This is a genomic window from Scytonema hofmannii PCC 7110 (assembly GCF_000346485.2).
Lineage (GTDB): Bacteria > Cyanobacteriota > Cyanobacteriia > Cyanobacteriales > Nostocaceae > Scytonema > Scytonema hofmannii.
On the sequence record NZ_KQ976354.1, the window covers coordinates 11,095,601 to 11,110,493 of the forward strand.

Annotated in this window: 14 protein-coding genes; 6 read left to right on the plus strand and 8 right to left on the minus strand. The window is 39.4% G+C overall.

Going from position 1 to position 14,893, the window contains the following annotated elements; all coding sequences use genetic code 11:
* Window positions 1-424 precede the first annotated feature (424 nt).
* The 3 genes from WA1_RS46695 (at window position 425) to WA1_RS46705 (ending at window position 3,459) form a co-directional block, all read left to right on the plus strand.
* A complete protein-coding gene (locus tag WA1_RS46695) occupies window positions 425-1,705 on the plus strand; it encodes a class I SAM-dependent methyltransferase (protein ID WP_017744957.1) in 1,281 nt (426 codons plus the stop codon).
* A gap of 63 nt (window positions 1,706-1,768) precedes the next feature.
* Window positions 1,769-2,620 (plus strand): glucose-1-phosphate cytidylyltransferase, encoded by an 852-nt coding sequence (locus WA1_RS46700; RefSeq protein WP_017744958.1) that lies wholly within the window; start codon window positions 1,769-1,771, stop codon window positions 2,618-2,620.
* 185 nt (window positions 2,621-2,805) lie between these two features.
* Window positions 2,806-3,459, plus strand: coding sequence for a PIG-L deacetylase family protein (locus tag WA1_RS46705; protein WP_017744959.1), 654 nt, complete (start codon window positions 2,806-2,808; stop codon window positions 3,457-3,459).
* 54 nt (window positions 3,460-3,513) lie between these two features.
* Here the strand turns inward: WA1_RS46705 and WA1_RS46710 are convergent, their stop codons facing one another.
* Window positions 3,514-4,833 carry a DUF4910 domain-containing protein gene (locus tag WA1_RS46710; RefSeq protein ID WP_017744960.1) on the minus strand — a complete coding sequence of 440 codons (1,320 nt, stop codon included), beginning with the start codon at window positions 4,831-4,833 and terminating at the stop codon, window positions 3,514-3,516.
* 241 nt (window positions 4,834-5,074) lie between these two features.
* A complete protein-coding gene (locus WA1_RS46715) occupies window positions 5,075-6,097 on the minus strand; it encodes a sulfate/molybdate ABC transporter ATP-binding protein (protein ID WP_017744961.1) in 1,023 nt (340 codons plus the stop codon).
* Window positions 6,098-6,171: 74 nt separating this feature from the next.
* On the opposite strand from WA1_RS46715, the gene WA1_RS46720 reads away from it, so the two are divergent.
* Window positions 6,172-6,759 carry a Crp/Fnr family transcriptional regulator gene (locus WA1_RS46720; RefSeq protein ID WP_017744962.1) on the plus strand — a complete coding sequence of 196 codons (588 nt, stop codon included), beginning with the start codon at window positions 6,172-6,174 and terminating at the stop codon, window positions 6,757-6,759.
* A 73-nt stretch (window positions 6,760-6,832) separates the two neighbouring features.
* Here the strand turns inward: WA1_RS46720 and WA1_RS46725 are convergent, their stop codons facing one another.
* From WA1_RS46725 to WA1_RS46750, 6 genes are all read right to left on the minus strand, one after another.
* On the minus strand, window positions 6,833-7,111 hold the full coding sequence (locus WA1_RS46725) for an NIL domain-containing protein (protein WP_017744963.1): 279 nt from the start codon (window positions 7,109-7,111) through the stop codon (window positions 6,833-6,835).
* Between the two features lie 108 nt (window positions 7,112-7,219).
* Window positions 7,220-7,486 carry an NIL domain-containing protein gene (locus WA1_RS46730; RefSeq protein WP_026134829.1) on the minus strand — a complete coding sequence of 89 codons (267 nt, stop codon included), beginning with the start codon at window positions 7,484-7,486 and terminating at the stop codon, window positions 7,220-7,222.
* A gap of 17 nt (window positions 7,487-7,503) precedes the next feature.
* Window positions 7,504-8,394, minus strand: coding sequence for a sulfate ABC transporter permease subunit CysW (gene cysW / locus WA1_RS46735; RefSeq protein WP_017744965.1), 891 nt, complete (start codon window positions 8,392-8,394; stop codon window positions 7,504-7,506).
* Window positions 8,381-9,268, minus strand: coding sequence for a sulfate ABC transporter permease subunit CysT (gene cysT / locus WA1_RS46740; RefSeq protein WP_017744966.1), 888 nt, complete (start codon window positions 9,266-9,268; stop codon window positions 8,381-8,383). Before cysT ends, cysW begins: the two co-directional genes overlap by 14 nt.
* 21 nt (window positions 9,269-9,289) lie before the next feature.
* Window positions 9,290-10,444, minus strand: a complete 1,155-nt coding sequence (locus tag WA1_RS46745; protein ID WP_017744967.1) for a sulfate ABC transporter substrate-binding protein — start codon at window positions 10,442-10,444, stop codon at window positions 9,290-9,292.
* A gap of 183 nt (window positions 10,445-10,627) precedes the next feature.
* Window positions 10,628-11,401, minus strand: a complete 774-nt coding sequence (locus WA1_RS46750) for a class II glutamine amidotransferase (protein ID WP_026134830.1) — start codon at window positions 11,399-11,401, stop codon at window positions 10,628-10,630.
* A gap of 247 nt (window positions 11,402-11,648) precedes the next feature.
* Here WA1_RS46750 and WA1_RS46755 point away from each other — a divergent pair, with 247 nt between their 5' ends.
* Complete coding sequence (locus WA1_RS46755; RefSeq protein ID WP_033335633.1) at window positions 11,649-12,761, plus strand: sulfate ABC transporter substrate-binding protein; 1,113 nt, start codon at window positions 11,649-11,651, stop codon at window positions 12,759-12,761.
* 579 nt (window positions 12,762-13,340) lie between these two features.
* Window positions 13,341-14,882, plus strand: coding sequence for an RNA-guided endonuclease InsQ/TnpB family protein (locus WA1_RS46760; RefSeq protein WP_017750194.1), 1,542 nt, complete (start codon window positions 13,341-13,343; stop codon window positions 14,880-14,882).
* The last annotated feature ends 11 nt before the right edge of the window (window positions 14,883-14,893 follow it).

Sequence of the window (14,893 nt, forward strand, 5' to 3'; positions counted from 1 at the left end):
ATGAATTTGCAGTAACCAGAGCATTCTTCCATGCAACCAAAGGCATAAATAAACTCAAACTATACAACTTATACGTTAAATTATACATTTTCCAGAACGCGATCGCAAACAGGTCAGTTGCACACTATTCTTTCATAAACAATTGCGCTGCTATCACAGCATGAGGACAGCCGGCTGTAGCACGTGGCTCTTCTGCAAGAAAGGCTCGTTACTTTGGAAATGGTTTTGTAGTAAGTTTGGGAGGTATTTTACAGAACCTGACTTGATTTAGTCATATTTGACACCTATAAAAATACTCGTAACTGGATCTGAAGGTTATATCGGCTCGTGATTAGCCCCAATCTTGATGCAACATGGACATGAAATTATTGCGGTTGCAGGATTTTATTATCAAGTTACACATAACACTTAGAGAAGCTAATAAATGATTAAGACAACTTTGGAGTCCTACCTACAGAATGGTAAAACCCTGAATCGTGGTTGCTGTCGATTTTGTGGGTCGAAATTAAAGCACACTTTTGTTGACTTGGGAATGTCACCGCTTTGTGAAAGCTACGTATCACTTGAACAGCTAAACCAAATGGAGGCTTTCTATCCGCTGCACGTATGCGTATGCGATCGCTGTTTTTTAGTTCAACTGCAGGAATATGTCACTCCGCAAGACATCTTCAGCGAGTATGCCTACTTTTCGTCTTACTCTGACTCTTGGCTACAACACGCCAAAAACTATACCGAAAAGGTAATAGTGCGATTTGGGTTGCACTCATATAGTCAAGTTGTGGAAATAGCTAGTAACGATGGTTACTTATTGCAATATTTTTTGGAAAAAAACATCCCTGTTCTAGGCATAGAACCAGCAGCTAATGTCGCTGAAGTAGCTATTAAAAAAGGTATTTCCACAGTTGTCAAGTTTTTTGGAAAAAACACAGCATCTGAATTAGCTGCTAGCGGTAAGCAAGCCGATTTATTAATAGGTAATAATGTACTTGCTCACGTACCTGATATCAATGATTTTGTCGGAGGCGCTAAAATTCTACTTAAACCTCAAGGTATCATTACCATGGAGTTTCCTCATTTAATGCGACTCATTGAGGAGAATCAGTTCGACACCATTTATCACGAACACTTCTCTTACTTATCGTTGCTGACAGTCGAAAAGATTTTTGCACATCATGGTTTAACAATCTTTGATGTAGAAGAATTATCAACTCATGGTGGTTCTCTAAGAATTTATGCGAAACAAGCAGAAGATACTTCTAAACCTATTAGTCAACAGGTAATGGAACTAAGAGCTAAGGAAGAAGCTGCTGGATTTACCAACATCAAACATTATTTTTCATTTGGTGAAAAAGTTAAGGAAACAAAATTCAAACTTTTAGAATTTTTAATTTTAGCTAAACGACAGGGAAAAACAATTGCTGGTTACGGCGCTCCTGGTAAAGGTAACACACTTTTGAATTATTGTGGAATTAGAGAAGATTTCATTGATTACACCGTAGACCGAAATCCATATAAACAAGGTAAATTCTTACCAGGAACTCATATACCCATCTTTCATCCAGACAAAATTCAAGAAACAAAACCTGACTATTTACTGATTTTACCTTGGAATTTAAAAAACGAAATTATGTCGCAGATGTTGTTTGTACATGATTGGGGTTGTAAATTTATCGTGCCGATTCCTGAAGTTAATGTCTATTCTTGAGTCAATTAGAAATCAACTCACAACTAATTGAAATTTCATCATAAGTAAGGAAGGAAAATTCCGATGAAAGTAGTTTTATTCTGCGGTGGTTTAGGAACAAGATTAAGAGAATTTTTTGCTAATGTCCCCAAGCCTATGGTTAATATTGGCTACAGACCGATATTGTGGCATGTGATGAAATACTATGCCCACTACGGACACAAAGATTTTATTTTGTGTCTTGGTTATAAAGCAGATGTTATTAAGAATTACTTTCTCAATTATGATGAGTGTATTTCCAATGATTTTACCTTACAAGAAGGAGGCAAAAAAATCCAACTTCTAAATAGTGATATTGAAGATTGGAAAATTACTTTTGTCGATACAGGGTTGACTTCAAATATTGGTCAAAGATTCAAGGCTGTTGAAGAATACTTAGAAGGGGAAGAGGTATTTTTAGCTAACTATAGCGACGGTTTAACAGATTTACATCTACCTGACATAATTGAAGACTTTCATAAACATAACAAAATAGCTAGCTTTCTGTGCGTCAAACCATCGCAAAGCTTTCATTTAGTTTCAATGGAAGAAAATGGTTTGGTAAGTGATATCCAAAATGTTCAGCAAGCCGGCATTCGGATAAATGGAGGTTTCTTTGTATTTAAGAAAGATATCTTTAAATATATTCAAGCTGGAGAAGAATTAGTGAACGAACCATTTCAAAGACTAATTAATTTAAAACAGCTAGTTGCTTATAAATACAGTGGCTTTTGGGCGTGTATGGATACATTTAAAGAGCAACAGCAGTTAGATGATATGTATTGTCAAGGTAACGCTCCTTGGGCAGTATGGAATCTTGAAAGGAAGGCAAAATCTTTGGATTATAGTCGGCTTCATCATGTTGCTAATGATTCTATACCATTAAAATTAGCTTAACTCAAATCTTGCACGCCTTTACCCGACAGACTAAAGCTTGTGGTTACATAAACCCACAAGATGTAGAGACGTTGCACTGCAACGTCTCTACATCCATGGAATTGTCTTTGTAAGTGTAGCCATAGGAAGCCTATGGGTGACGAGGTGCAGACAAAGTATTCCCTAACAATCACAAATCAGCAATTATGCTTAAATTCAATTTTGAACAAAAAAATAACTCAAGTTATAAAGTTTTGTGTTTAGGAGCGCATTGCGATGATATAGAAATTGGTTGTGGAGGTACAATCTTAAGATTGATAGAAAGTTACCCAAATCTTGTGTTTTATTGGGTTGTCTTTAGTTCCAACTTACAAAGAGAAAAAGAAGCTTATCATAGTGCTAATAAGTTTTTAGAAAAAGTCTCAGAAAAAAATATAATTATCAAACAATTTCAGGACGGTTGTTTTCCTTTCGTGGGAATTGAAATTAAACAATTTTTCGAAGAATTAAAGCGAGATTATCATCCTGATTTAATTTTTACACATTATCGTCATGACCTGCATCAAGATCATCGCTTAATTTCTGATTTTACCTGGAATACATTTAGGAATCATTTCATACTAGAATATGAAATACCTAAGTATGATGGAGATTTAGGAAATCCTAATTTCTTTGTTCATTTAACTGAGGACATTTGCCAAGACAAAATCAACTATATTATTGATAGCTTTCCATCGCAAAACCACAAACAATGGTTTACAGAAGAAACATTTTTATCAATTCTAAGACTGCGAGGAATTGAATCTAATGCGCCTAATAAGTATGCGGAAGCTTTCTATTGCCGTAAAGTAGTTTTTTAACTTGAATAGTAAACTAGAAAGCTGAGGAAATCTAGCTTTCTCATAGCAAAATTTTTATTCAGAACCTTCTTTCAATAAATTGAATTGTAACAATGTATCTGCTGTTTTATTAATAAAATCAAACTCTAATCCTGATTTTTCCGAAATATCTAGCAGTGTATGATTGCCATCAGACAAATTTAAAATCCACAACATAGCCATTTCATTTTTTTTGGTATCAGTCTGCCCGCCGAGGGCACTATATAGTCCTCTTTTACCCAACTGCGGCTCACATTTAGGGTTTTGATTTAAGTATTTTTTATTGTTTTCTATAATTTGTAAAACTGACAAAAGTTTTGATAATGAATCGGCAAGATATTGAGGTTTTACAAGCTCCAAATTGTCTGCAGATGTATGATATTGGGGATAAGTACCATGAGGCGATCGCATAAAACAGCCCATAGGAAGATTAAATCCTGGAGAGCAAAATTGCCGTTCATCATAACCGTAGGGAGAAAAGTCCATAATTTCATAATCTTGACTGGAGTGTTTCAACACATGAATAACGGCTTTATCAATATCGGCATTACCTCGACGGCTTTTTTTGTAGTGAGACTTACCCGGATCGCCCACACAAGTTACAACCAAACCATGTTTAATTTTGTCAACATTTGCTTCATTTAAAGCAAGCCAGGTAATGGAACCAATGGTTCCAGGAATAAAGAGAAAACGATAGGAGTAAGAAGGCGAAAGTTGGGTGAGATGTTTGGCTAAGAACGTTGCTAGTGCTATACCGGAAAGATTGTCATTACAAAGAGATGGGTGGCAGGTGTGACATGAAATCAGAACCTCATCTGCTTTTTCGCCTCTAATGTAACACTCTCCGTAAGTTAAATGACCATTTTCTAAAGAAGAATCGATGTAAACTTCATACTCTTCTTCTTTTAATTCTAATAATTGGTTATGGGTGATACAAAATCCCCAGTTCTCTGTGTAGTAGGAAGTTCTATAAGGAATCCAATTAGGGCGATCGGGTAATGTAAAAAGATGTGCCTTTAAATCCTCTAAAGGCATTTTTTCATGAATATTTACGCTGTAATTAACTACATGAAGGTTTGATTGATTAAAATCTATAATTTTTTCGCCTTGGGAATTTTTAATATAAGCATCTTTTATATTCCACTCTTTAGGAACAGTCCAGTCAAAGACTTGAGTACCTGTGGGTACATTATGCATAACTAAGGGAATATATTTGTGAATAATATCCATTGTTTTTCGTAAGCCCTCGCCAGTAATGCTACGACAAATAGGATACAACTCAGAGATTAACTGGTACATTTGATGGCTAATATCATTCACGCTAATACTGTTGTTTATATCAATACTTGTATGCATATTATTTGTTTGACGATTCTATAAAATATATATGTATATATTTTACAATATTATTATGTTTACACTCACCAGTATTTTTATACACACATATTGCAGCCGCTTTTTTATGTAAAAGTAATATTTCTCCTAAATAGAACAAAACAGGTAAAAATTCATGTAGAGAGGTAGCATACTACGTCTCTCCTATTGATAGGCTACCTCTCTACACGCGTAGAACGATTGTAAATTACACCCTTGAATATCAACTTACAGCATAAGCTGGGAAAACTTTTGCCTGCTTGGGTTTAAAAAACACTTGCTGTCCTTCCTTTATCTTAAGCTGATTAAACTGCTCGCGAGTTAAGTAAGCAATGACCGGTTCTCCAGACTGAAGAACTAACTCTACCCGAATTTCCCAACCTAAGTTAATAATCCGGTACACCTTAGCCGACACAGAATTTTCTTCAGTAGCGCTAGTTTTAATCGCGACATCATGAGGACGTAAGAAAACTTGATGGCTTGATGGAGTGACAAAATCTTTATTTGCCACAATACCAGCGTTACTGGGAAGAATATTGACCGGACCAATAAAGCTCATGACAAAAGGTGTGGCTGGGTGGTCGTAAATCTCAGCAGGTGTACCCATTTGCTCTACACGACCTTTATTCATCACTACAATTTGATCGGAAACTTCCATCGCTTCCTCTTGGTCGTGGGTCACAAATACGGTTGTCACATGCACCTCTTCATGCAGTTGTCTCAACCACATTCTCAATTCCTTGCGGACTTTCGCATCTAACGCCCCAAAAGGTTCATCTAAAAGCAATATTCTTGGCTGCACTGCCAATGCTCTTGCTAATGCTACTCTCTGACGCTGACCTCCAGAAAGTTGTGAGGGATAGCGTTCCCCAAAACCCCCCAACTGAACTAATTCCAAAAGTTCTGCAACTCTATCCTGAATCCTATTTTTAGGGAACTTGCGGATTTCTAGTGCAAAGGCGACGTTCTGACGCACCGTCATGTGCTTAAATAGGGCATAATGTTGAAATACAAACCCTATCTGACGTTCTTGTACTGATTTGTAAGTGGCATCCTCTCCAACCAACCAAACATGACCGGAATCAGGTACTTCCAATCCGGCTATCATTCGCAGTAAAGTCGATTTCCCAGATCCTGACGGACCTAAAAGAGCTACTAAAGACCCTGTTTTGACCTCCAAACTTACATCGTCAACAGCATAAAAAGAGCCGTACTGCTTAGTTACATTTTCAACTGCAATTCCCATAGCGATCTCCTTCAAAAAATTGATATATTTAGAAACTACGGTTTTTTTATCGGAAAGAAGTAATTTAAACAACAATGTCTATTTCATCACATTTTCCCAATTCATCTAGTCAAACCACTAGAAAAAGCTTTAAGACCCGCTCATCGCTACCTCTGAAAGAAAATAGTTTGTGGAAAATTGAAACAGGAGTGGTGAGAGTTATCACTTGGCATGAAGACGGTACACTTGTCACCTTAGGAATTTGGGGACCGGGAGATATTGTCAGCCAAGCTTTTTCTGGAGTCGATCCCTATCAAATTGAGTGTTTGACTAAAGTTGAAGCAGTAGCACTACCCTTAGATGGGTGGTTCCCACTGACACAGGTATTGCTTGCTCACATTCAACAAGCAGAAGAACTGATGATAATTCGCAGTCATAAAACAGTAGAGATTATGGTTGTTAAGCTGCTGACTTGGTTAGCTAAAAAATTTGGTCGTGAAGTAGCATCGGGAAATCTCATTGATCTACGCCTCACTCACCAAGACATTGCGGATATGCTCAATTCAACTCGCGTAACGATTACTCGTATCCTTACTCAGTTGGAAGAACAGGGTTTGATTCATCGTCTTCCCCTACATAGGATTGTCTTGAAAGAAGAAGAACTTTGGCATTATGAAATCTAAGCATTCATTTCTCGATCGCTTTGTGTTGATTTTTTATGCCCTAACAACTGTTTGCGGTTAAGCGATGACTGACCTAGCAGTACCAACCATCTCCATCCGTATGAGGCTTACCCTCAATTTTCAGATTTAGAGATTCCAAGTAATTCAAACCATGCCAAAGTTGTGGCACAGTTCCACGAATTTCTAAGTCAAATCGTCCCTCTCCATTTGTGTGTTTTCCCAGCACTGCTCCTGTAATGTTAACAACTAAGCCATGACTGGCAATTAGTCGAGAAATTACAGGTTCTTCTTTGTAAAAAGAAGGAATATGCAAACGCAAGCGAACTTTTGTGGTACTGCTACTTTCAAACATAGTCACTAATAATTCATCAAGCACAAATTATGAATTATATCAAGTTGAAAGTGAAATTTAGTCCGGGTAAAGCTTTCCCAATCCAAAATCCACGCATCCAAAATGGTATTAGTAATCGCCTGTATTGATGTCATGCCAAATTTCTAAATCTAGATCGTTGATGTAGATTAAGGCGCTCTCGATTTGTTCGCAACTTCCTTGTAAATCTAAGTCAAACCAACCATCACCAATACCATTAGAACCGAGCATCGCAGCCGCGATATTCACTGTTAAACCGTAGTTTGATACTAAACGCGAAATCACAGGTTCCTGATGATATTCTTGAGGAATTCTCAGTCGAATTCGTTTGTGGACAAGCTGATTTTCTGCAACCATAATTGTCATCTGTGCAATTAATGTTTTGACCTATTTTTGATCCCCGTTTTCCGTTCTAAAATCTCCTTCACCACCAACGTAACAACTGCTAGCAACGCTAACAGCACCGCTGCGGAGAAAGCTGCTTCCGTTTCATACTGTTTGTAAGCATCTTCTACATAGAGAGGTAAGCTTTGAGTTTTCTTAGCAATGTTCCCGGACACTACCGAAACAGCACCAAATTCACCCATTGCTCGCGCATTTGTCAAAATCAAGCCGTAAAGTAAGCCCCAACGGATGTTTGGCAGGGTAACACGCCAAAATATCTGCCAATCTTTTGCACCAAGTGTTCTAGCGGCTTCCTCTTGATCGCTACCCAACTCTTCTAAAACAGGAATCACTTCCCGTGCGACAAAGGGTAAACTCACAAAGGCTGTGGCTAGTACCATACCTGGAAAGGCAAAGACGACTTTGATATCGCTGCCTTCCAAAATCTGACCAAACCACCCATTTCGTCCGTATAGCAGCACAATCATTAATCCTGCTACTACGGGTGAAATAGAAAAGGGCAGATCGATAAGGCTGAGAACAAAAGCGCGACCGGGAAATTTATGGCGTGCGATCGCCCAAGCGGCACACAAACCAAATACTGTATTCACAGGCACGGAGATGACAGCTAGAGCCACTGTCAACCAAGCGGCGTGAGTGAATTCCGGACGCGTGAGGTTAGAGAAAAATGTTCCTACTCCGCTTTGAAAAGCTTGGACAAAGACGTTGATTGCGGGGATATATATGATTAAAGCTAAGTAACCAACTGCGATCGCAATCAGTATGGCTGGAGCAAAACTTTTTGGTTTGACTTGCTTTTGCTCGTTCGGTCCGCTTGTTGTTGAGTGAAAGTGTGGCTGTGGAAATTCATCTTGCGTCATATCTTCTTCCCCAAGCTTGTATCAGATTAATTCCCAGCAACATCACCAACGAGATGATTAATAACACCATACCAATCACTGTTGCACCCGAATAGTCATACTGCTCCAATCGCTGGAAAATAAGCACGGGAGCAATCAAGTCCTTGAAAGGAGTGTTAGAAGCAATAATGACAGTTGAACCATATTCTCCAACTGCACGGGAGAAACCTAACGCAACACCCGTCAAAATAGAAGGAAACAATGGAGGCAAAATCACCTTCAAAAAAGTCTGTAATTGAGAAGCACCAAGGCACCAAGCTGCTTCTTCAATTTCCTTTTCCATTTCCAGTAACACGGGCTGCACCGTTCTCACAATAAAGGGAAGGGATATAAATATCATTGCTATCCCTACACCCAAACGAGTAAAGGATACCTTGATTCCCAAAGGTGCTAGTAAAGAGCCAATCCAACCATTCTCACTGTAGACAGTTGTTAAAGTTAACCCAGCGACTGCTGTTGGTAATGCAAAAGGTAAATCTATAGTCGCATCAAGCAAGCGCTTCAAAGGGAAATCGTACCGCACAAAGACCCAAGCAATGAGAGTTCCAAAAAACCCATTGATGAGACCAGCAGACAATGAGGTAACAAAAGTCACTTCGTAAGTTGCCAGAGCAATCGGGCTGGTCGCAATTTCCCAAAATCGGGCTGGAGGTTCAGTACTTGCCTTTGCGACCATTGCAAGGACAGGTAGAAACAACATGACACTTAAATAGGCAATGGTGATTCGCCAAGTCCAAGGCAAGTTGTAGAGATGTTGTAAATACCTTTTCCAAATAGGAGGCTGTTGGCGAACAGTTCTCCTGGTAGAAGTTGATGGAGGAGATGAAATGGTCATTAGTTGTTAGTTGTTTAATTCCTATTTTGCTTTTCCTTGAATTTGGTCAAAGATTGCGCCATCTGCAAAGAACTTTGTCTGGATGGAGTCCCAACCACTGTAGTCTTGCACTGTGCCTAGATTTTTAACTTTTGGATACTTGTCTGAAATAGCTTTGTTCTGAGCGACTGTCTCATTTACAGATCGGAATCCTACCTTGGCAAACTCTTCCTGAGCTTCCGGTTCATACAAGAATTTGACAAAAGCTTCTGTAACTTCACGGTTTCCGTGTTTATCAACGTTCTTATCTACAACTGCAATTGGATTATCGATGGATATATTGATATCAGGTATGATGTAATTGACTTTCTCTCCCTTCTGCTGTGCCAAAATAATTTCGTTCTCGTAGTTGATGAGGGCGTCACCTTGTCCTTGCTTAAAAAAGGCGTCAGTTGCTTCACGAGCATCTTTTGTCAGGACTGGCACGTTGCTGTAGACTGTTCTTACAAACTCAATCGCCTTATCTTCTCCCGCTCCACTCTTGATGGCTGAATTCCATAATGTGAGGAAGTTCCAGCGTGCAATACCAGAGGTTTTGGGGTCAGCCGTGATGAGTTTTACACCATTTTTTGCTAAATCTGCCCAAGTTTTAATACCTTTGGGGTTTCCTTCACGAGTGACTAAGGCTGCAACTGATTTGGAAACAATACCATTGTTAGGAACTTCTTTCTCCCATCCTGGCTGAATCAAACCAGCTTTCTCAATTCTTCCCACGTCTAAGCCAAGTGCCAAGTGAACAACGTCCGCTTCCAAACCATCAATCACCGCACGGGTTTGGGATCCAGAACCGCCATAGCTTTGATTGAACGTGACATTTTGGTTGTGCTCTTTCTTCCACTTTTCCACAAATTTTGGAATAATGGCTTCATGCGCTGCTTTTGTCACGGCGAAGGAAACAAGAGTGATTTCAGCATCTTGTTTGTTTGCAGCGACAGGGCTGGCTGTTGCATCAGATCCTGTGCTATTTCCAGAAGAACTATTTGTATTGCCACCAGAACAAGCTGCGATCGCTACACTTAAACTGATTCCTACTAAAAAGAGTGATAAAAAGCTTTTTAAAGACTTAAGCTTAAATTTATCGGTGATTTGCAAAAATGATTGCCCTGCTTGTCTCAGAACAGCCTGCCAAAAACTCATACTCTCGCCCCCCGAAGTTATACGGTTCATTAGTTAGCTAACCGTATTTATTGTTCATTGTGAGAGATATTACATGGCATACGCTAAAAAAGCAAGAGGAAAACTGCACTTTATCTATCAGAAAAGTGGTATTTTTGACAGTGACCAGTAATCAGTGACCAGTGACCAAGACAGCTTGGGTGTTTATCGGTAACTCATGGGTAAGCCATCCTGAAATGCTAAAAGTTCTCCTGGTTGGATTGTTGTCCAAACTTCATTGTCAGTTAGGGGGGTAGTGGCAATGATGGCAACGCGATCGCTTGGAGTTGTTAGTTCGTTAAAGTCTACAGTCAAGTCCTCATCAATCAAATGGGCAGCAGCAAAAGGAGCTTGACGCACTATGTAGCTGAGTTTGGTTGAGCAATGGGCAAAAAAGTGTTCCCCATCTGATAGCAAATAGTTAAAAGTACCCTTTTCTGCAATAAAACTAGTGATTTCACTGAGAACTAAATAAAATTTTTCTATAGGTGGCTTACTATGAGGAAAAGAGGCTCGCAGCTTGTCTAAGATAAGGCAGAATGCTTTTTCGCTATCAGTGTTGCCTACAGGTTGATAAAACTCTAAATCCTGAGGATGAAAATCGCGCAAATCCCCATTGTGAGCAAAAACCCAATACTTACCCCACATTTCCCGCCGAAACGGGTGGCAATTTTCTAGAGAAATTTCACCTTGAGTCGCTTTGCGAATGTGGGCGATCGCGTGTTTGGTGTGGATGGGAAAGCACCGCACCAAATCCGCAATGGGAGAAGCAATAGAAGGTTTGGCATCTAAGAAAAGCCGACACCCCTTTCCTTCAAAAAAGGCGATACCCCAGCCATCGCGATGGTCATCAGTTTTTCCTCCCCGTGCTGCAAAGCCCTCAAACGAAAAACAAATATCAGTAGGTACATTGCAGTTCATTCCTAGCAGCTGGCACATGGCTGTTGAAATCCCGAACTCTATGAAAACGACTCTGGGATCAAGATACTTTAAAAGCTCTACACTATTCTGGCACTAATGTTTCAATTGGTCATTTGTCACTGGTCACTGGTCACTGGTCACTTGGTTACTGAAAAATGACTTGCATTAGACATCTATCTTATGGGATTGTTATTCTCATCAATAAGCTCGCAATCCTGTAAAATTACCGTATTTAAAAATTCATCAGGAATCATTGACCATGAAGATGTCCCTGCTAAATGCTTGTTCATCCTTATTACAACCATGGAAGCAATCTTCCACTCGTACACGTACCTTACTGGTTGCTACAGGTTTTACTGTCAGTGCAGCACTACCTGTTTATGCAGGTATGACTTTGGAAAAGCCTCCTACAAATACTCAAACTCAACTGATTAGCCAAAATCCCAAAACAGTTGAATTAACTTTGGTATCTTATGCTGTAACTAAAGAGGCATACTCCAAAATTATTCCCCTGTTTACGCAAAAGTGGAAGAAAGAGCGCAATCAAGAAGTTATTTTTCGAGAGAGTTACGGTGGTTCTGGTTCCCAAGCACGAGCTGTTATTGATGGTTTGGAGGCGGATGTTGTAGCACTCGCTTTGGGGCTAGATGTAGATAAAATCCAGAACGCAGGGCTGATTGCACCAGGTTGGGAAAAAGAGGTTCCCAACAATGGGATTGTGACTCGTTCTGCAGTTGTGCTTGTGACTCGTCCGGGGAATCCTAAAAAAATTCGTGATTGGAACGATTTAGTTAAACCGGGCGTGACAGTCATCACAGCTAACCCAAAAACCTCTGGAGGTGCTCGTTGGAACTTTTTAGGGCTTTGGGGTTCCGTAATTAAGACAGGTGGAAATGAAGCAAAAGCTCGCGATTATGTTGCTAAGGTTTATAAAAATGTCCCCGTGTTACCTAAGGATGCGCGAGAAGCGAGTGATACCTTTTATAAGCGCAATCAAGGGGACGTGTTGTTAAATTATGAGAATGAGGAAATTCTGGCAAAGATAAAAGGCGAATCTAACTTTCCTTCTATACTGCCTCAAGTCAATATTTCAATTGATAACCCAGTGGCTGTGGTGGACAAAGTTGTAGACAAGCGCGGTACTCGCCAAGTCGCAGAAGCTTTTGTTAAGTTTCTTTATACACCAGAAGCGCAACGGCAATTTGCGAAGGTAGGTTTTCGCCCTGTGAACGCTACTGCAGTTAAAGAAAATCAAAAACAGTTTCCCCCAATAAGCAAGCTTTATACTGTCAAAGACTTTGGTGGTTGGGATGCAATTCAGAAGAAATTCTTTGATGATAAGGCTATTTTTGACCAGATTCAGGGAGGGAAATTTTAAAGGCTAATAGCTCATGGCTAATGGCTAATAGTTAATAGTAAATAGTAAGTAGCGCAAACAGATTACAGGAGTTTTCAAGATCTAGAACTACACTATGCTTGCTCTTGTGGTACGGGCGTCCTCGCCCGTACATTCTGTAAAGGGCAGGAAATTTTTAACTATTTAACATATTCGCGGAATTCCCCATCCGCCATGCGGTGGGGATGGATAGCGCGACAACTACGAGGTACACCCTTTATGGGTGTCCGAGTGGTTGTCAACCTCTAAGCTCGGCAATCTATCAATCCAATTTTCAACCAATTGAGTCATAGTTTTCTCCTTGCTTGCGGCATATAACCTTAGCTTATTCAGCCTCCGCTCAGATATCCGTAAGTTCAATCCTTTTTTGGTCACGAATTTTGCGAAAGAAAAAAGGGGAATGCCATTACGGGATATCCTGCACTACCCCTCGATTAATCTAGGGGCTTGGGCATTCCCCTTTTTTCAGAGCTTGGTCTCCGGTCATAGCTATCTACACAACGTCTACATGAATGTCAGAATAAAAGGGTAACGACAAAACGGCAAGGTGGTGGTTCAAATATGTCATTCAAAAGTAAGGAACAAAAAGAGCAGGATAAAGAAAAGAATAAAAATACTCACATTTCAACTGTTGTGCAGCATCTGAAATTGTCCAATCTTGGGTATGCTGTAATATCAGACATATTGTCACACGCAAACAGTTTATACAATACTTTAACCTTCAATCTGAGGCAAGGATTTTTTGTACACAAAATTCTGAATTTTCAATCTCTAACTATTGATTTACAAACTGACTTCAAAGAAAACTATCATTACAAAATGCTGCATTCTCAAGCAGCACAATCCGTGTGTCACAAGGTAACTGAGAATTTCAAATCATTCAAACAGCTTTTAGACAAACATTTTAGAGAGGGGACAAAGAAACCATTATTACCAGGTTATCGTCAAAAAGGTGGTATGTTTGAAGTGACATATCCCAGTCAATCAGTCAATATATCACAAGAGCATGGCATTATATTTGCTACTGTTTCTACTGGCATTATGTTCAAGAAGCAGCACAAAGAAGATGTCATGGGAACAAGTTTAAATGAGAGATTGAGATTCAGAGTTCCCGATGACATTGACCCCTCTAACCTCGTTGAGCTAGTGATTACATCAAAGCATAGAGAGATTTATCTACATTGGGTATGCAGAAAGAAAAATGAAATTGTTGCCACATTAAATAAGTCAAGTGTTTTAGGAATTGACATCGGATTGAACAACTTTGTTACCTGTATTCCGAACACAGGTGAAGAAGGATTTCTCATAAATGGGCGACCATTAAAGGCAATAAATCAGTTTTATAACAAGACTGTATCTAAGCTAAAAAAGGGTAAGGATGAGAATTTCTGGAGTGGTAGTTTAGCTAGGGCAACGCAGTCTAGGAATAACCAAGTCCGCGATTTTATCAAGAAATCTGCACGGACAATAATCAATAAATGTTTAGAATCAGGAATAAGTAAAATTGTATTTGGTTGGAACCAAGGAATTAAGAATGAAATAGATAACGGACGTGTCAATAATCAAAATTTTGTACAGGTTCCATTCACCGCATTACGTGATACACTCAAGTATCTCTGTGAGAGATCTGGTATAGAATTTGTAGTTGTAGAAGAATCATACACCTCAAAAATGTCATTTTTTGACGGTGATGAATTACCCGTTTACGGTCAAGAAACCGAAGAACAGAAGAATCTTAAGCCTTCTGGAAGAAGAACAAAACGCGGGGAATACAAAACAGGAAATAACACAATTATCAACGCGGATGCCAATGGGGCTTCCAATATTTTGAGAAAGGCCAAAATTGATACATCAAAAATTACTTTTCGGGTGTGTCAAATTCTCAAGACAATCAATATTTGGATAGGTCACGCACAGGGCAAGAAAAAAAGGGGGAATGCCATTAATGGATATCCTGCACTACCCCTCAATAAATCAAGGGGCTTGGGCATTCCCCCTTTTTTTAAAGGCTTAATCCTCGGTAAAAAATTCCCATCACGTAAAGGTACGGCAGCAGGCTTGTCTTGTTGTACGACTATAGGACTCACTGAACCGGGTCAGTAAATTAGAAACCC